The sequence below is a fragment of the Empedobacter sp. UBA7620 genome (assembly GCF_002484185.1).
GTDB classification, from domain to species: domain Bacteria; phylum Bacteroidota; class Bacteroidia; order Flavobacteriales; family Weeksellaceae; genus Empedobacter; species Empedobacter falsenii_C.
Window position 1 is genome coordinate 1,219 of the sequence record NZ_DLJI01000066.1, and the last position, 18,013, is coordinate 19,231.

Consider the following 18,013-nt stretch of genomic DNA (forward strand, 5'->3'; position numbering starts at 1 on the left):
GTGGTCGTCACACTCCATTCCACAACCGTTACCGTCCACAGTTCTACGTACGTACAACTGACGTAACAGGGGAAATCAACTTACCAGAAGGAGTTGAGATGGTTTTACCAGGAGATAACTTAACTATTACAGTTGAATTATTACAACCAATCGCATTAAACGAAGGTTTACGTTTCGCAATCCGCGAAGGTGGACGTACAGTAGGTGCTGGTCAGGTAACTGAAATTTTAGACTAATTAGTCAAAATATAATATAGAAGATGTGGTAATCTTCAATGATTACCACTCTTTTTATTCTACGGGCATAGTTCAATGGTAGAATAGCGGTCTCCAAAACCGTTGATCAGGGTTCGAATCCTTGTGCCCGTGCTAAATGAAAACGATATGAAAGTCGTACAATATTTTAAAGATTCCTTTGTAGAATTTAAAGATCATGTAACATGGCCATCATTCTCAGATCTACAAAGAGACACAATTATTGTTGCAATAGCTACAGTTTTGTTAGCTATATTTTTATATGCGGTAGATACATTATTCACACAAGTGCTTAACTTTATCTACGGCGCTTTTTAGTTTGTAAAATATCCCGTTTAGTAATTAGAATCATGAGTGAAAAGAAATGGTATGTAATCAAGACTGTAGCTGGACAAGAGCTAAAAGTTAAGGATTATATTGAAAGAGAAATTCAGTACCAAAATTTGAATGATTATGTAGGACAAATTGTTGTTCCTATGGAAAAAGTGATTCAAATCCGTAACGGTAAAAAATATCAAAAGGAAAAAGTACACTTTCCTGGTTACATCATGATAGAAGCTGAACTTGTAGGGGAAATTCCTCACATGGTAAAGAATACATCGGGTGTAATTAGCTTTTTGAGTGCAACGAAAGGAGGTGATCCTGTACCAATGAGACAATCGGAAGTTAACCGAATGTTAGGTAAAGTTGACGAATTAGCAGAAAACATCGATACAAATTTAGGAATATCTTACATCGTAGGAGAAACGGTAAAAGTAATCGACGGACCATTCAATGGCTTCAACGGAACAGTTGAGAAAATCATTGAAGATAAACGTAAACTTGAAGTGATGGTTTTAATCTTCGGACGTAAAACACCACTAGAGTTAAGTTTTAACCAAGTTGAAAAGATTGCATAATCAAAATCTATCAACAAATTAAAAGTAGAAATTTAGGCTGCTTCCACATAACGCTTAATTTTAAGAATTAAAAAAATGGCAAAAAAAATTGAAAAAGTTGTAAAACTTCAAGTTAAAGGAGGACAAGCAAATCCTTCGCCACCAGTAGGGCCAGCTTTAGGTGCTGCAGGTGTTAACATCATGGAGTTTTGTAAACAATTTAATGGACGTACACAAGAAAAACAAGGTGCAGTGTTACCAGTTGTTATTACTGTGTATCAAGACAAATCATTCGATTTCGTAATTAAAACTCCACCAGCTGCTATTCAGTTAATGGAAGCTGCGAAATTGAAAAAAGCATCAGGTGTACCAAACCGTCAAAAAGTTGGTACTGTTACTTGGGATCAAGTTAGAGCTATTGCTGAAGACAAATTAGCGGACATGAACTGTTTTACTGTTGAATCTGCTATGAAAATGGTTGCTGGAACTGCACGTTCTATGGGTATAACTGTAAAAGGTGGGCAAGCTCCAGAATAATTAAAACATTTTAGGAAATGGCAAAGTTAACAAAAAGACAAAAAGAGGTATTAGCTAAAGTAGAAAAAAACAAACTTTACTCTATTGATGAAGCATCATCATTGGTAAAGGAAGTTAACTACGCTAAGTTTGATGCTTCTGTAGATATAGCAGTTCGTTTAGGTGTAGATCCTAAGAAAGCTAACCAAATGGTTCGTGGTGTAGTTTCATTACCACACGGAACAGGTAAAGATGTAAAAGTATTAGCATTAGTTACTCCAGATAAAGAAGCAGAAGCTAAAGCAGCAGGTGCAGACTATGTAGGATTAGACGAATACTTACAAAAAATTAAAGAAGGTTGGACAGATGTTGACGTTATCGTTACTATGCCAGCAGTTATGGGTAAATTAGGACCATTAGGACGTGTTTTAGGACCTCGTGGATTAATGCCTAACCCAAAATCAGGTACTGTAACTTTAGAAGTTGGTAAAGCCGTTTCTGAAGTAAAAGCAGGTAAAATCGACTTCAAAGTAGACCGTTACGGAATCATCCACGCTGCAGTTGGTAAAGTATCTTTCGATGCTGATAAAATTAAAGAAAATGCGAATGAACTAATTCAAACTTTAATTAAATTAAAACCAACAGCTGCTAAAGGAACATATGTAAAAAGCATTACGCTTTCTACAACTCAATCTGTAGGTGTATCAGTAGATCCAAAAAGTGTAAACGCTTAAAATTAGTAGATTATGGCAATGACAAAACAAGATAAAGCAAATATGATAGATGAATTGCAAGCTGTATTAGCAGAAGCAAAAATCATCTACTTAGCAGATATCGAAGGATTAAACGCTGTTAATACTACTGAATTAAGAAGAGCTTGCTACAAAAGCAATGTATCTTTACGCGTAGTAAAAAACACTTTATTAAAGAAAGCTATGGAGCAAATCGAAGACAAAAACTTCGAAGAGCTTTACGGATCTTTAAAAGGAAATACAGCATTAATGACTGCTGAAGTTGGTAACGCACCAGCTAAAGTAATCGATACTTTCAGAAAGAAATCTGAAAAACCTATTTTAAAAGGAGCTTGGATTGAAGATAATACATTCGTAGGTGATGACAAATTACCACAATTAGTAGCATTGAAATCTCGCGAAGAATTAATCGCAGACATCATCATGTTACTTCAATCTCCAATCAAAACTGTTGTTTCTCAATTAGAGAACAAAGACGCTGCAAAAGCAGAAGAAGGAGCTTCAGAAGAATAAGACACACTCATATCAAATAAAAGTTTAAAAAAACAAAAAGCATTAAAATGGCAGATTTAAAAAAATTAGCTGAAGAGTTAGTAAACTTAACAGTTTTAGAAGTTAATGAATTATCTACAATCTTAAAAGATGAGTACGGAATCGAACCAGCTGCTGCTGCTGTAGTTGTTGCTGCAGGTGGAGCAGGTGAAGCTGCTGAAGAGCAATCAGAATTCGACGTAATCTTAAAAGAAGCAGGTGCATCTAAATTAGCAGTTGTTAAATTAGTTAAAGAATTAACTGGTAAAGGATTAAAAGAAGCTAAAGATTTAGTAGATTCAACTCCAGCAACAGTTAAAGAAGCAGTTTCTAAAGACGAAGCTGAAGCTTTAAAGAAACAGCTAGAAGAAGCTGGTGCAGTAGTAGAATTGAAGTAATTTTTATTACTCAAAAATATAGGTTTGGACCTAACACAGGACGTGTTAGGTCTAAACCTTTTTACGCATAAAGTCATTATATAAACCAAAATTCATTCGAAATTGGCCACTAAAGCAACATTAAGCAACTCGACTGAGAAAAAAGAAAGATTGAACTTCTCTTCTGCAAAAGCAGTCGCTCAGTTCCCAGATTTCCTTGACATTCAGATCAAATCGTTTGAAGATTTTTTCCAGTTGGAAACAAGACCTGACCAACGAAAAAATGAAGGTCTTTACCGAACATTTGCTGAGAATTTTCCAATTACGGATACTCGCAATCAGTTTGTTTTAGAATTCTTAGATTATTTCGTAGATCCACCACGTTACACAATTGATGAGTGTATCGAAAGAGGATTAACGTACAGCGTACCATTGAAAGCTCGTCTTAAATTGTACTGTACGGACGAAGAACACGAAGATTTCGAAACTGTAGTGCAAGACGTATACTTAGGAACAATTCCTTACATGTCTCCTTCAGGATCATTCATTATTAATGGTGCAGAGCGTGTTATTGTATCTCAATTACACCGTTCTCCTGGGGTATTCTTCGGACAATCTTTCCACGCGAATGGTACAAAATTGTACTCATCTCGTATCATTCCTTTCAAAGGATCTTGGATTGAGTTCGCAACAGACATCAACAGCGTAATGTACGCTTACATCGATCGTAAGAAAAAGTTACCATTAACTACTTTATTACGTGCTATCGGATACGAAAGAGATAAAGATATCTTAGAAATTTTCGACTTAGCTGAAGAAGTAAAAGTTAATAAAGCTAATTTAAAGAAAGTTGTAGGTCGTAAACTTGCTGCGCGTGTATTAAATACATGGCACGAGGATTTCGTAGATGAAGATACAGGAGAAGTTGTATCTATCGAGCGTAATGAAATTATTTTAGACCGTGAAACAATCTTAGAGAAAGATCACATCGATCAAATCGTAGATTCTGGTGTTAAGACGATCTTATTACACAAAGAAGATATCAATTCTGCTGATTATGGAATTATCCATAATACTTTACAAAAAGACCCTACTAACACTGAAAAAGAGGCAGTAGAGTACATCTATAGACAATTACGTAACGCTGAGCCACCAGATGAGGAAACAGCAAGAGGAATTATTGACAAATTATTCTTCTCTGATCAACGTTATTCATTAGGTGAAGTAGGTCGTTACAGATTAAATAAAAAATTAGGCTTAAGCATTAGCGAGGACGTACAAGTATTGACTCGTGAAGATATCATTTCGATTATTAAATACTTAATCGAATTAATCAACTCTAAAGCAGAGGTGGATGATATTGACCACTTATCTAACCGTCGTGTAAGAACGGTAGGTGAGCAAATGGCTAGCCAATTCGGAGTAGGTTTAGCTCGTATGGCTAGAACTATCCGCGAAAGAATGAATGTTCGTGACAACGAGGTGTTTACACCAATCGATTTGATTAATGCTAAAACATTATCATCTGTTATCAACTCATTCTTCGGAACGAACCAGTTATCTCAGTTCATGGACCAAACAAATCCATTATCAGAGATTACACACAAACGTCGTTTATCAGCATTAGGACCTGGAGGTTTATCAAGAGAAAGAGCGGGATTCGAGGTACGTGACGTACACCACACTCATTACGGACGTTTATGTCCAATTGAAACTCCTGAGGGACCAAACATTGGTTTGATTTCGTCATTATGTGTATTCGCTAAAGTTAATAACTTAGGGTTTATCGAAACACCGTACAGAAAAGTAGAAGATGGAAAAGTGGACGTCGAATCAGCACCAATCTATTTAACTGCGGAAGAGGAGGAATCAAAAGTAATTGCTCAAGCCAATATCGACATGACAGACGATGGTACTATTGCTACTGAACGTGTAACTGCTCGTGAAGATGGGGATTTCCCTGTTGTAACACCAGCAGAAGTTGATTTAATCGACGTTGCACCTAACCAGATTGCTTCTATCTCAGCATCATTAATTCCTTTCTTGGAGCATGATGACGCCAACCGTGCGTTAATGGGATCGAACATGATGCGTCAGGCAGTTCCATTATTAAAACCTCAAGCACCAATTGTAGGTACTGGATTAGAAAAACAAGTTGCAAAAGATTCAAGAATCTTAGTAAATGCAGAACGTGAAGGTACAGTAACTTATGTTGATGCTGACATTATAACAATTAAATATGATCGTTCAGAAGACGAAGAATTAGTAAGCTTCGATACTGCTGAGAAAACATATAATTTAACAAAATTCAGAAAAACCAATCAAGGAACTACAATTACGTTGAAACCAATTGTAAAAGTTGGTGATCGTGTAGAGAAAGGACAAGTTTTATCTGAAGGTTATGCAACAGAAGGAGGAGAATTAGCAATTGGTCGTAATATGGTTGTTGCCTTCATGCCTTGGCAGGGGTACAACTTCGAGGATGCCATTGTAATCTCTGAGAAAGCTGTTCGCGAAGACTGGTTTACATCTATCCACATCGATGAGTATTCATTAGATGTACGTGATACAAAATTAGGTATGGAAGAATTAACTTCAGACATTCCTAACGTTTCGGAAGAGGCTACAAAAGACTTAGACGAAAACGGTATGATCCGTATCGGAGCAGAAGTAAAACCTGGTGATATCTTGATTGGTAAGATTACTCCAAAAGGAGAATCTGATCCAACTCCAGAAGAAAAATTATTACGTGCGATCTTTGGTGACAAAGCAGGTGATGTAAAAGATGCTTCTCTTAAAGCTTCTCCGTCATTACGCGGTGTTGTTATCGATAAAAAATTATTCTCACGTAGTATTAAGGATAAACGTAAACGTTCTCAAGACAAAGCTATCATTGATAGTGTAGAAGCTGAGTACGACGTTAAATTCAATGAATTAAGAGAGATTTTATTAGAGAAATTATACGTTTTATTAAACGGAAAAACTTCTCAAGGTATTTACAACGACTTGAACGAAGAAGTGATCAAGAAAGGTGTAAAATACACACAAAAAATCTTATCTAATGTTGAAGATTTCTTAAACTTAACTGGTGCAGAATCTCTTTGGACAACAGACGAGGATAAGAACGAATTAGTAAAAGAATTGTTACATAATTACAAAATTAAGTACAACGATTTACAAGGAGCACTTAACCGCGAAAGATTTACAATCTCTGTTGGAGACGAGTTACCTGCAGGTATCGTTAAATTAGCGAAAATCTACATTGCGAAAAAACGTAAACTAAGAGTAGGGGATAAAATGGCAGGACGTCACGGTAACAAAGGTATTGTTGCACGTATCGTTCGCGACGAAGATATGCCTTTCTTAGAAGACGGAACGCCAGTAAATATCGTACTTAATCCACTTGGGGTACCATCTCGTATGAATATCGGTCAGATTTATGAAACGGTATTAGGATGGGCTGGACTTAAAATGGGTCAAAAATTTGCTACACCTATCTTCGATGGTGCTGAAATCGCTGATATCGATCGCATCACAGAAGAAGCAGGTATTCCAAAACACGGTACAACATATTTATATGACGGTAATACTGGAGAACGTTTTGATCAAAAAGCTACTGTAGGGGTGATTTACATGTTGAAATTAGGACACATGGTTGACGACAAAATGCACGCGCGTTCTATCGGACCATACTCATTAATTACTCAACAACCATTAGGAGGTAAAGCACAATTCGGTGGACAACGTTTCGGAGAGATGGAGGTTTGGGCATTAGAAGCATTCGGTGCATCTAATATCTTACGCGAAATCTTAACAGTTAAGTCGGATGACGTAATTGGACGTGCGAAAACTTACGAAGCAATCGTAAAAGGAGAGCCAATGCCAGAACCTGGTATTCCAGAATCATTTAACGTATTGTTACATGAATTACAAGGTCTTGGATTAGACATAAACTTGGAAGAATAATAGGGCAACCTATTATTCTACCTTTTTCGTTATAATAATATAATTGTTAGATACATTTCTATATGTCAACAAAAAATAAAACAAGTCAATTCTCAAAAATCCGTATCGGGTTAGCTTCTCCAGAATCGATTCTTCAAGAATCTAAAGGTGAAGTTTTAAAACCTGAAACGATTAACTATAGAACGCACAAACCAGAGCGTGACGGGTTATTCTGTGAGCGTATCTTTGGACCTGTAAAAGATTACGAATGTGCCTGCGGAAAATATAAAAGAATCCGTTATAAAGGTATCGTTTGTGACCGTTGTGGGGTTGAAGTTACTGAAAAGAAAGTTCGTCGTGAGCGTATTGGACACATCAATCTTGTTGTGCCAATTGCACATATTTGGTATTTCCGTTCATTACCAAACAAAATTGGTTACATCTTAGGATTACCATCTAAGAAATTAGACATGGTAATTTACTATGAAAGATATGTAGTGATTCAACCAGGTATCGCAAAAGGACCAGAAGGTGAAGAATTAAATAGATTAGATTTCTTATCAGAAGAAGAGTATTTAGATATCTTAGAAACTCTTCCAATCGAGAATCAATATCTAGAAGATACAGATCCTAATAAATTCGTTGCGAAAATGGGTGCTGAAGCATTAGAAGACCTATTATCTCGTATCAATTTAGATGAGTTATCTTACGAATTAAGACACAAAGCACACAACGAAACTTCTAAACAACGTCGTACAGAAGCGTTAAAACGTTTACAAGTTGTTGAGTCGTTACGTGAGTCAAATATGCACCACGTAAACCGTCCAGAATGGATGGTAATGCGCGTTATTCCGGTTATTCCACCAGAATTACGTCCGTTAGTTCCATTAGATGGTGGTCGTTTTGCAACATCAGATTTAAATGATTTATATCGTCGTGTAATTATCCGTAACAATCGTTTGAAACGATTAATGGAAATCAAAGCGCCAGAAGTAATCTTACGTAATGAAAAACGTATGTTACAAGAAGCGGTTGATTCATTATTTGATAACACGCGTAAAGCATCTGCTGTAAAAGCTGATGGTAACCGTCCGTTAAAATCATTATCTGATTCATTAAAAGGTAAACAAGGTCGTTTCCGTCAAAACTTATTAGGTAAACGTGTAGATTATTCTGCTCGTTCTGTAATTGTTGTTGGACCAACACTTAAATTACACGAATGTGGTTTACCAAAAGATATGGCAGCTGAATTATACAAACCATTCGTAGTTCGTAAATTAATCGAGCGTGGAATTGTAAAAACAGTTAAATCGGCTAAGAAAATTATCGATAGAAAAGAGCCAGTTGTTTGGGATATTTTAGAAAATGTAATCAAAGGTCATCCAGTTTTATTAAACCGTGCCCCTACGTTACACCGTTTAGGTATCCAAGCATTCCAACCGAAATTAATCGAAGGTAAAGCAATTCGTTTACACCCATTAGTGTGTACTGCCTTCAATGCCGATTTCGATGGTGACCAGATGGCTGTTCACTTACCATTAGGACCAGAAGCTGTTTTAGAAGCACAATTATTAATGTTGGCTTCTCAAAATATTTTGAATCCTGCAAATGGTTCTCCAATTACTGTACCTTCTCAGGATATGGTTTTAGGTCTTTACTACATGACGAAAATTCGTCGTACAGACCACCAATTTACAGTAAAAGGAGAAGGATTAACTTTCTATTCAGATGAAGAAGTTCAAATTGCATACAACGAAGGAGCTGTTGACTTAAACGCGCCAATTCGTGTAAAAGGAACAATTCGTGTAGGAGAGGAGTTGATAGAAAATCAATTAATCGAAACTTCTGTAGGACGTGTGTTATTCAACCAAATCGTTCCGAAACAAGTAGGTTATATTAATGAAGTATTAACGAAAAAATCGTTACGTACAATTATTAATAAAATTATCAAGATTACAGATTTCCCTACAACGGCTGCTTTCTTAGATGATATGAAACAATTAGGATACCGTAATGCCTTCGAGGGTGGTTTATCATTCTCATTAGGAGATATCTTAATCCCAGAACAAAAGAAAGACCTTATCTCAGGTGCGATCAACCAAGTTGAGAACATTAAGATGAACTATAACATGGGTCTTATTACAAATAACGAACGTTACAACCAAGTTATTGATGTTTGGACAACAACAAACGCGACATTAACAGAAATTGTAATGAAACGTATGACAGAAGATCAACAAGGATTTAACTCTGTATTCATGATGCTTGATTCTGGAGCACGTGGATCTAAAGAGCAAATTCGTCAGTTATCAGGTATGCGTGGATTGATGGCTAAACCTCAAAAAGCTGGTTCTACTGGTGGGGATATCATCGAAAACCCAATTATCTCTAACTTCCGTGAAGGTCTGTCTATCTTAGAGTACTTTATTTCTTCGCACGGTGCGCGTAAAGGTCTTGCCGATACTGCCTTAAAAACTGCCGATGCTGGATACTTGACTCGTCGTTTAGTTGACGTTGCACAAGACGTTATCGTAATGCACGAAGATTGTGGTACATTAAGAGGTTTAGAAGTATCTGCACTTAAGAAAAAAGAGGAAATCATCGAAAGTTTATCTTCTCGTGTATTAGGTCGTACTTCATTAAATGATATTTACAACCCAGATAATGGTGAATTAATCATTTCTGCTGGTAACATTATTACAGAAGATATTGGTGATGCTTTAGAAGCAGCTGGTATTGAAAATGTAGAAGTTCGTTCTCCATTAACATGTGAAGCGAAAACTGGAATTTGTGCTAAATGTTACGGACGTAACTTAGCTACAGGTAAAGGTGTTCAGAAAGGTGAATCAGTTGGTGTAGTTGCTGCACAATCTATTGGTGAGCCTGGTACACAGTTAACATTACGTACTTTCCACGTTGGGGGTACTGCGGGTAACGTTTCTGAGCAAAATACAATTAATGCTAAAGTTGATGGTACAGTTGAGTTTGACGACTTACGTACTGTTGAATCGACAGATGATGCAGGTAACAAAGTAGATACAGTTGTTTCTCGTTCTACAGAGATGAAAGTAATTGATGAATTAGGAAACGTTCGTCAACAAACTAACATCGCTTATGGTACTATCTTATCTGTTAAAAACGGAGCTAAAGTTCAAAAAGGTCAAGAGATTGCAAGTTGGGATCCTTATAATGGGGTTATCATCGCGGAATCTACTGGTAAAATCGAGTACGAACAATTAGAGCAAGGGGTAACTTTCCAAATTGAAATCGATGAGCAAACAGGATTCCAAGAAAAAGTTATTTCTGAATCACGTAATAAAAAATTAGTTCCAGCGTTAAGAGTTATCACGATTGATGGTGAAGAAAAAACATACAACTTACCAGTAGGTGCACACTTAATGGTAAATGATGGAGAAAAAATTAATGCAGGTAAAATCTTAGTTAAGATTCCTCGTAAGTCAGCTAAATCTGGCGATATTACAGGAGGTTTACCTCGTATTACAGAGTTGTTAGAAGCTCGTAATCCATCTAACCCATCAGTTGTTTGTGAAATGGATGGAGTTGTATCTTTCGGTAAAATAAAACGTGGTAACCGTGAAATCATCGTTGAATCTAAAAATGGTGAAATCCGTCGTTACTTAGTTAAATTATCAGCACAAATCTTAGTTCAAGAAAATGACTTTGTACGTGCAGGTGAGCCTTTATCAGATGGAGCAATTACACCAGAAGATATTTTAAGAATCTTAGGACCAACAGCGGTTCAAGAATACTTAGTAAACGAGATTCAAGATGTATACCGTTTACAAGGGGTAAAAATCGATGACAAACACTTCGAAATTATCGTACGTCAAATGTTACGTAAAGTTCGTATTGTAGACTCAGGAGATTCAAGATTCTTAGAAGATAGTTTAGAGCACAAAGATGATTTCATGCAAGAAAATGATCGTTTATTCGGTATGAAAGTCGTAGAAGATGCTGGTGATTCTGATACATTAAGTGCAGGACAAATCATCACAGTTCGCGAATTACGTGACGAAAACTCTAAATTAAAACGTGAAGATAAAAACTTAGTAACAGCTCGTGAAGCTTTACCTGCAACAGCAGAAGCAGTTTTACAAGGGATTACAAGAGCGTCTTTACAAACTAAATCTTTCATGTCTGCGGCATCGTTCCAGGAAACTACAAAAGTTCTTAACGAAGCAGCTGTAGCTGGTAAAGTAGACGGTTTAGTAGGATTAAAAGAAAACGTTATTGTTGGACACTTAATTCCTGCCGGAACTGGATTAAAAGAGTATCAAAACATCATCGTAGGATCTAACCGTGAATACGAGGAATTAATAAACGCAAAACAAGAATTATAATGTCAGAAAATCAACAAAACGAAGGATTAAACATTGAGTTAAACGAATTAGTAGCTCAAGGTGTTTATGCTACAGGAGCAATCATCAACCACTCACCATCTGAGTTCGTTGTAGATTTCGTTCAATTTTTACCAGGTGCTAGACCATCAGTAAAATCAAGAATTATTTTGTCTCCATTACAAGCAAAACAATTATCTCAATCGTTAGCAGAAAACGTAACTAACTTCGAGAAAAGCTTTGGTGAAATCAAAGAACCTCAAGTAAACAACGGTACTGCAACTTACGAAGCTTAAGAATCATTCTTAATATTTCAAAAAGTCCCTCAATCTTAGATTGGGGGATTTTTTTATGCAATCAAAACTATCAAATCATTAAAAATAATCTTATAAATGTTAGATCAATTATTAAATTGATAATTATTTGTGATATTAATACGAATAATTTAAAAATAAAATACATTAATCTTTTTAACAGTATTTTTTTGAATCGAAAAAATGTTTAGATTTGTATTTAGCAAATAACACAAGAATGTCTGACTATAAATTAATTCTACCTTCTATGGGAGAAGGTGTAATGGAAGCTACTGTAACAAATTGGATCAAGAATATTGGTGATTCGATTAGTGAAGATGAATCGGTTGTAGAAATCGCAACTGATAAAGTAGATTCTGATGTTCCTTCGCCAGTGGCGGGAGTTTTAAAAGAAATCTTAGTTCCAGTAGATGGAATTGCAAAAGTAGGTGAGCCTATCGCAATTTTGTCTGTTGATGGAGTTGTAGAACAAGCTGATTCGGCAGAAGAAGTAGATACAAATAGCGATCAAGAAATTGCTGATGCTGCAAAATCTATCGAGGCTGAAGTTGCAACAATCAAAACTGAAACAGTTATTACTTCGTCTGATGATAAATTTTATTCTCCTTTGGTAAAATCTATTGCTAAAGAAGAAGGAGTTTCTCAGGCTGAGTTAGATCAAATTTCAGGTTCTGGAAAAGACGGACGTGTAACGAAAGATGATATTTTAAATTTCGTTAAAAATAGAGGTAATCAACCAGCGAAACCAGTTGCTACGACTTCTATTGCTGCACCAGTCGCTCAAGCTCAAGCACCACAAGTGCAATCTGCGCCAATTTCTGTTGGTGAAGGTGATGAAATCATCGAAATGGATAGAATGCGTAAGATTATTGCGCAAAATATGCTACAAGCAAAACAAATTGCGCCTCACGTAACGTCTTTCGTAGAAGTTGATATGACGAATATTGTGTTGTGGAGAGATAAAAATAAAAATGAGTTTCAGAAGAAACATGGTGAGAAAATTACCTTCATGCCAATTTTTATCGAAGCTGTAGCAAAAGCAATCCAAGATTTCCCAATGATTAATGTTTCGGTTGATGGAGATAAAATTATCAAGAAGAAAAATATTAATATTGGAATGGCGGCTGCTTTACCAAGTGGAAATTTAATTGTTCCTGTAATAAAAAATGCAGATCAATTTAATTTAGCAGGTCTAGCTTCTCAGGTTAATGATTTAGCAAATCGTTCTCGTAACAATAAATTGAAACCAGCAGAAATTCAAGGAGGAACGTATACAATTACAAATATTGGTTCTTTCGGAAATACATTAGGAACGCCAATTATTCCTCAACCACAAGTAGCTATTTTAGCTGTTGGTGCAATTGTGAAAAAACCTGCTGTTATCGAAACTCCACAAGGAGATATGATTGCAATTCGTCATAAAATGTACTTATCTCATGCTTACGATCACCGTGTTGTGGATGGCGCTTTAGGAGGTATGTTTGTAAAACGTGTTGCCGAATATCTTGAGGCTTTCGATATGAATACGCCTGTGTAATATTAGAATCATAAAAAAACGTATATAACATCTTAAAAACTCTGATTAAGTCAGAGTTTTTTTTATTTTTACAATTAGGTTTAGTTGTAATGAAGATGAGATTTATCTATCTACTTGTTTTATTTTTTTCTGTATACTGTTTTTCTCAAGATGTTGAGGAGAATAATGCGTTCTATAAAGAAGCTGTAGAGAAATTAAAAATAGATAATTCTAAAAGTATTAAGATATATGAATACTTGATTAACAATTCTGCAAACACCATTCAAAAATTAAATTATCAACTCGATTTAGTAAAAATAAAAGTATACGTTTCTAAAGATACAGAGGCTTTAGATATTTTTTTCGCGATTGAACCAGAAGTTTTAGCATCAAATAATCAAGAATTGAAAGATCGATACTATCTTATAGGATCAGATTTATTTTATTATTTAGGGTTTAAGGAAGAATCGAAGAAACTGTTAAATAAAGTCAAAACAAAAGATAGTGCTTGGATAAATGATACTAGAAACAAGTTTATTAATCTTAAATATGATTTATCTTTTAGTCCGATTATATCTAAAAAAATAAATAATTTGAACGAAGCAAATGTTACGATTGACAGTTTGCAGATTGCAAATGAAGTTGAACGATTTATTTTGTTAAAAAGAATTCAAAATTATTTTTTATCTACTAATTCTCTTAAAGAATATGCGATTTATACGAGTCAATTAAATGAATTAGCAGAGCGTTTGAATGTTGAAAAGAAAACAACTCAAAATTATTTAGTCAATAAACTTATAGATCAACAAAAATCTCAAAAAGAGATTAAAGAAAAACATTTAAAAAGAGCTTCTGTTGTTTTATCTATTGTATTTATATTAATCATTATAACGTTGATTTTTTATAAGAAAAAGAAGCGAATAGAAGAAAATATAGTTAAAACAAATCTAATTTCTGATAAAGTTGAAAGCGAAATTTTAATGAAATTAGAAAATTTTGAGAAAAATAAAGGTTTTCTAAATCCTACGATCACGATTTCAATTTTAGCCAAAGATTTAGATACAAATATTAAGTATTTATCATCTATTTTAAATAATGTAAAACAGAAAAGTTTTAATAATTACATTAATGAATTGCGCATAGATTACATCGTAAAAATATTAAAAGAAGATAAAAAATTTCGGTTATATAAAATTAGTCATTTAGCTAAAGAAAGCGGCTTTATATCTCAGAGTAGTTTTACCACTTTTTTTAAATTAGTAACAGGTGTTACACCTTCTGTTTTTATAAAAAATTTAAATGAAGATGAATAATATAATTTTAACTTTACTTTTTTTATTCGGAACTTCTTTCAGTTTTGCTCAGAAATCAGATAGTGTGAGAATTGCATACGATTATGTTTATTTTAATCCGCAAAAAGCGATTGAAATGGCAAATCGTATTATAAAAACTTCAGAAAATAAAGACGATCAAATTACTGCTCGATTAATCAAAACAAATGCATATAGTTCTTTAGATGATACTTATAATGCGTTGAAATACGCATTTGAAACATATGATTATGTTAAAAAAGAGAAAGATACTTTTAATGAAGCTAGAATTTTAGGAAGAATAGGTGAGCTTTTTCAATTGTATGGATTTAATACTCAATCTCGCTATTATCTCGAAAAATCTGAAAATTTAATTCTTTCGAAAGAATTTTCGGAAGAAAAAAGACCAATGTATTTAGGGAATATTTACGGGATAAAAGGAAATGGATATAAAGATGATTTAGATTGCGATTTTGCTTTAAAATATTACGATAAATCGATCAAATCTTATAAGAGTAGAGAATTAAATCAAAGTACATTAAACAATTTAGCGTTAGTTTATATTGAGAAATCAAATTGTTTAATTGATAAATCGATCTTAGATTCTGCTACATTGTACTTAGATGAAGCTTTTTTTGTTATTAAAAAGAATAATCTAAAAGAATATGATCAGTCTGCCAAAACGAGCTTGGCAAGGATTTATCAAGCAAAAAAAGATTATACATATTCCAATCAACTTTTGAAAGAAGTTTTAAAAGAAATAAAAGCTTCGGAACCTATTAGTGTAAATTTGTATGTATATAGAATTTTGGCGCAAAATGCTTTTTATCAACAAGATTATATTGCTTACAAAAAATATATAGATTATATCAAAAAAATAAATTTGCAATTGGAAAAAAGTAATCAAGAAGCAAAAGAGAAAAGCCTAAATTTTTTGTTATATAAAGATCAAGGATTCTGGTATAACTTATCTTTTTTTAAACTACCATTAGTCTTATTACTTGTCATTATTTTTCTACTATTTCTAAAAAATAGTAGAAATCAGAATTTTTTAAATTTAAAATCTATTTTCAGAAATAATAAAGGTTAATTTATTTATTATTAATTAATTATATTGTTTTTAGTGTTGATGAATTTAAGTAAAATTCATTTAAATTAGAGCTAATTCAATTTCATATTCAATAATTATTTTTTTCATTTGAAAAAATTAAATAACACATTGAATTATGAAGAAGACTTTTATTCTATTGGCAACAATTTTTGGGTTATGCTCAACTACTTATGCGCAAACAATTTTCGAAAAATCGAATACTACAGTTTTTGAAAGAATAAAGAAGGATAAGAAAGAGACGTTAAAAAGAAATTTTGATTGGACAACTTATAATAGAGGAAAAGATATTAATTCTTTTGGAGAATTTTCTCAAGTTAATAGTTCAGTGAAAAGTAGAGCGACTGAGAAGAATGATATAAAACCTTTTGGAAATATAAATGCGCAACGTTGGGCATATGGAAAAAATGTAGATAATAATGAAACGATTTTGTTTTCTATTGATTCTAAATATGGACCAAATGCAACATTTACATTAAAAACATATACGGATGATTTAAAAGTAGATAAACAATTTACAATTAGTATTCCAGAAACAACAACAAGAGCAGAAGCAATCGCAGATTTTTCAGCAAAAATATTAGACAATAATGATAAATTAATTGTTGGGGTTTATGTGCATTTTACAGATGGAGGACAAGGTCCAGAATCTGTAAAAGATCAAATTTGGTTTGTAAATGAAGCAGGAGAAGTTTTATATAAAGAGGATACTACTTCTGCAGAGTTTTTAACAGATTCGAAAGGAAAACAACAAGCGTATACTTATAAAACGAATGATGATTTTGTAACAATTAAGAAAATTAATTTAACTGATACATCGAAAAATTTAGAATATAAAATTCCATTTAGTCTTGCTAATTTTTATGTAGGAATGCCAATAGTACATAAAAATTTGAATGGAAAAGATTATGTAGTTTTTTCTCATTATACAGAAAAGTTATTAGATAATAGTACATTAGAATTTAATACAAATGCAAAATTTGCTTTGGATTTTATAGATGCTGAAACTTTTAAATTAGAGAAGACATATAATTTACCAGTGATAGGATTTGATGAAGAAAATCCGTACACAATTCCAATGACTACTTTTGGATTGTTTTATAATACAGATAAATATGACATTTCTTCTAATGTTTATAATGCAGATAGTAAGTTAGAGTTTACTTATGGTGCTTTATTTTATGATATGCCTAATGATCGCGAATGGTTTAATTATTATGTTGTAAATGAGGATGGAACAGTTCTTAAAACATTGAATGAAGATATCGCAAATGGAGGTATAGAAACCGGGATTGAATTAACTGAATTAGCAAATCAAAAAGATCAAGTTGTTATGCTGATTGATAACGGTGAAGGAATATCTAACATCAAGGTTTATAATTTGCCTGAACTAGAATTAGCTCAAGATTTTCCAGCAGTTCATAATGATGATTTATTGTCTTTAAATTTTAATAGAATTGCGAATGGTAATACATTCAACTATGTCGTAGGACTTAATTTTGGTGAAGTAGAAGGAGATAAGGCATTTGGTATTGTAAAACATTATGATACGAAAGGTGTAGAAGTAAAAAAAGTAAGATTACCTATAACTTTGGAAACAGAATTGTTCGCCCCTTTCCTTAATGCATTAACTTTGAATCCAACTATTGTTAACGATGACGATAAAATTGAATATGTGTATGCTTATCAAGATAGAGTAAATAATAAGGCTGCAAATACTTATAGTATTGCACAAGATGAGAATAATCTTTTAGCAAGTTTCTCTGGAAGAACTGAAAAAGGAAATATTACAATGTCTGGTTATGGAACAAAAAGAAATGGAGAATATGACCGTTTGTATGTTTATTATGGAAGCGATTATTCTGCTACATCATTTATAACAGATTTCTATAAATTTCCTTTTGAAAGTTTAGCAGTTAATGATATTCAAAAAAATAAACAATCAATAAAATATTTGAGTAATGTAAAAGAAATCCGAGTTGATTATGAATACGCAACATATCAAGTATTTAATATGAACGGTAATTTAATTTCTTCAGGAAATTCTTCTAAAACAATTTTTACAAACGGATGGAATAAAGGAGTTTATATCATCAAAACGTTAGACAAGCAAGGTAAAGCTAATACAGCAAAAATCTGACACTGTCCAAAATT

Annotated in this window: 13 protein-coding genes, 1 tRNA gene and 1 pseudogene; all 15 read left to right on the forward strand. The window is 33.5% G+C overall.

The window, feature by feature from the left end; genetic code table 11:
• A pseudogene (tuf, locus tag B2217_RS16695) lies at nt 1-236 on the forward strand (elongation factor Tu); the annotation flags it as partial.
• A 61-nt stretch (nt 237-297) separates the two neighbouring features.
• Nucleotides 298-368, forward strand: a tRNA-Trp gene (locus tag B2217_RS16700).
• A 15-nt stretch (nt 369-383) separates the two neighbouring features.
• Nucleotides 384-572 (forward strand): preprotein translocase subunit SecE, encoded by a 189-nt coding sequence (gene secE, locus B2217_RS16705; protein WP_038331172.1) that lies wholly within the window; start codon nt 384-386, stop codon nt 570-572.
• 32 nt (nt 573-604) lie between these two features.
• Nucleotides 605-1,153: a transcription termination/antitermination protein NusG gene (nusG, locus tag B2217_RS16710; protein ID WP_038331068.1), complete on the forward strand. Its 549-nt coding sequence runs from the start codon at nt 605-607 to the stop codon at nt 1,151-1,153.
• A 75-nt stretch (nt 1,154-1,228) separates the two neighbouring features.
• Nucleotides 1,229-1,669 (forward strand): 50S ribosomal protein L11, encoded by a 441-nt coding sequence (rplK, locus tag B2217_RS16715; protein WP_038331069.1) that lies wholly within the window; start codon nt 1,229-1,231, stop codon nt 1,667-1,669.
• A gap of 17 nt (nt 1,670-1,686) precedes the next feature.
• Nucleotides 1,687-2,382 carry a 50S ribosomal protein L1 gene (rplA, locus tag B2217_RS16720; protein ID WP_038331070.1) on the forward strand — a complete coding sequence of 232 codons (696 nt, stop codon included), beginning with the start codon at nt 1,687-1,689 and terminating at the stop codon, nt 2,380-2,382.
• An 18-nt stretch (nt 2,383-2,400) separates the two neighbouring features.
• A complete protein-coding gene (rplJ, locus tag B2217_RS16725; RefSeq protein WP_180906777.1) occupies nt 2,401-2,913 on the forward strand; it encodes a 50S ribosomal protein L10 in 513 nt (170 codons plus the stop codon).
• Nucleotides 2,914-2,960: 47 nt separating this feature from the next.
• Nucleotides 2,961-3,329 (forward strand): 50S ribosomal protein L7/L12, encoded by a 369-nt coding sequence (gene rplL, locus B2217_RS16730; protein ID WP_019974307.1) that lies wholly within the window; start codon nt 2,961-2,963, stop codon nt 3,327-3,329.
• 102 nt (nt 3,330-3,431) lie between these two features.
• Nucleotides 3,432-7,274 (forward strand): DNA-directed RNA polymerase subunit beta, encoded by a 3,843-nt coding sequence (gene rpoB, locus B2217_RS16735; protein WP_125349434.1) that lies wholly within the window; start codon nt 3,432-3,434, stop codon nt 7,272-7,274.
• A 62-nt stretch (nt 7,275-7,336) separates the two neighbouring features.
• Nucleotides 7,337-11,614 (forward strand): DNA-directed RNA polymerase subunit beta', encoded by a 4,278-nt coding sequence (rpoC, locus tag B2217_RS16740; protein WP_291123308.1) that lies wholly within the window; start codon nt 7,337-7,339, stop codon nt 11,612-11,614.
• The gene (locus tag B2217_RS16745; RefSeq protein WP_038331074.1) at nt 11,614-11,907 is read left to right on the forward strand and encodes a DUF3467 domain-containing protein; all 294 of its coding nucleotides are present in this window, start codon (nt 11,614-11,616) and stop codon (nt 11,905-11,907) included. The genes rpoC and B2217_RS16745 overlap by 1 nt, the downstream gene beginning before the upstream one ends.
• Before the next feature lie 235 nt (nt 11,908-12,142).
• A complete protein-coding gene (locus B2217_RS16750; protein WP_291123312.1) occupies nt 12,143-13,462 on the forward strand; it encodes a dihydrolipoamide acetyltransferase family protein in 1,320 nt (439 codons plus the stop codon).
• Nucleotides 13,463-13,557: 95 nt separating this feature from the next.
• Nucleotides 13,558-14,754 (forward strand): helix-turn-helix domain-containing protein, encoded by a 1,197-nt coding sequence (locus B2217_RS16755; RefSeq protein ID WP_291123315.1) that lies wholly within the window; start codon nt 13,558-13,560, stop codon nt 14,752-14,754.
• Nucleotides 14,747-15,841 carry a hypothetical protein gene (locus tag B2217_RS16760; protein ID WP_180905821.1) on the forward strand — a complete coding sequence of 365 codons (1,095 nt, stop codon included), beginning with the start codon at nt 14,747-14,749 and terminating at the stop codon, nt 15,839-15,841. The genes B2217_RS16755 and B2217_RS16760 overlap by 8 nt, the downstream gene beginning before the upstream one ends.
• Nucleotides 15,842-15,977: 136 nt before the next feature.
• Nucleotides 15,978-17,999, forward strand: a complete 2,022-nt coding sequence (locus tag B2217_RS16765) for a T9SS type A sorting domain-containing protein (protein ID WP_291123319.1) — start codon at nt 15,978-15,980, stop codon at nt 17,997-17,999.
• The last annotated feature ends 14 nt before the right edge of the window (nt 18,000-18,013 follow it).

What these genes read in the sequence shown, in the direction of transcription:
- B2217_RS16750 (WP_291123312.1), top strand. Translation starts at nt 12,143, where the DNA reads ATGTCTGACTATAAATTAATTCTACCTTCTATGGGAGAAGGTGTAATG.
- nusG (WP_038331068.1), top strand. Translation starts at nt 605, where the DNA reads ATGAGTGAAAAGAAATGGTATGTAATCAAGACTGTAGCTGGACAAGAG.
- rplJ (WP_180906777.1), top strand. Translation starts at nt 2,401, where the DNA reads ATGACAAAACAAGATAAAGCAAATATGATAGATGAATTGCAAGCTGTA.
- rplL (WP_019974307.1), top strand. Translation starts at nt 2,961, where the DNA reads ATGGCAGATTTAAAAAAATTAGCTGAAGAGTTAGTAAACTTAACAGTT.
- rplA (WP_038331070.1), top strand. Translation starts at nt 1,687, where the DNA reads ATGGCAAAGTTAACAAAAAGACAAAAAGAGGTATTAGCTAAAGTAGAA.
- B2217_RS16760 (WP_180905821.1), top strand. Translation starts at nt 14,747, where the DNA reads ATGAATAATATAATTTTAACTTTACTTTTTTTATTCGGAACTTCTTTC.
- B2217_RS16755 (WP_291123315.1), top strand. Translation starts at nt 13,558, where the DNA reads ATGAGATTTATCTATCTACTTGTTTTATTTTTTTCTGTATACTGTTTT.
- B2217_RS16765 (WP_291123319.1), top strand. Translation starts at nt 15,978, where the DNA reads ATGAAGAAGACTTTTATTCTATTGGCAACAATTTTTGGGTTATGCTCA.
- secE (WP_038331172.1), top strand. Translation starts at nt 384, where the DNA reads ATGAAAGTCGTACAATATTTTAAAGATTCCTTTGTAGAATTTAAAGAT.
- B2217_RS16745 (WP_038331074.1), top strand. Translation starts at nt 11,614, where the DNA reads ATGTCAGAAAATCAACAAAACGAAGGATTAAACATTGAGTTAAACGAA.
- rplK (WP_038331069.1), top strand. Translation starts at nt 1,229, where the DNA reads ATGGCAAAAAAAATTGAAAAAGTTGTAAAACTTCAAGTTAAAGGAGGA.
- rpoC (WP_291123308.1), top strand. Translation starts at nt 7,337, where the DNA reads ATGTCAACAAAAAATAAAACAAGTCAATTCTCAAAAATCCGTATCGGG.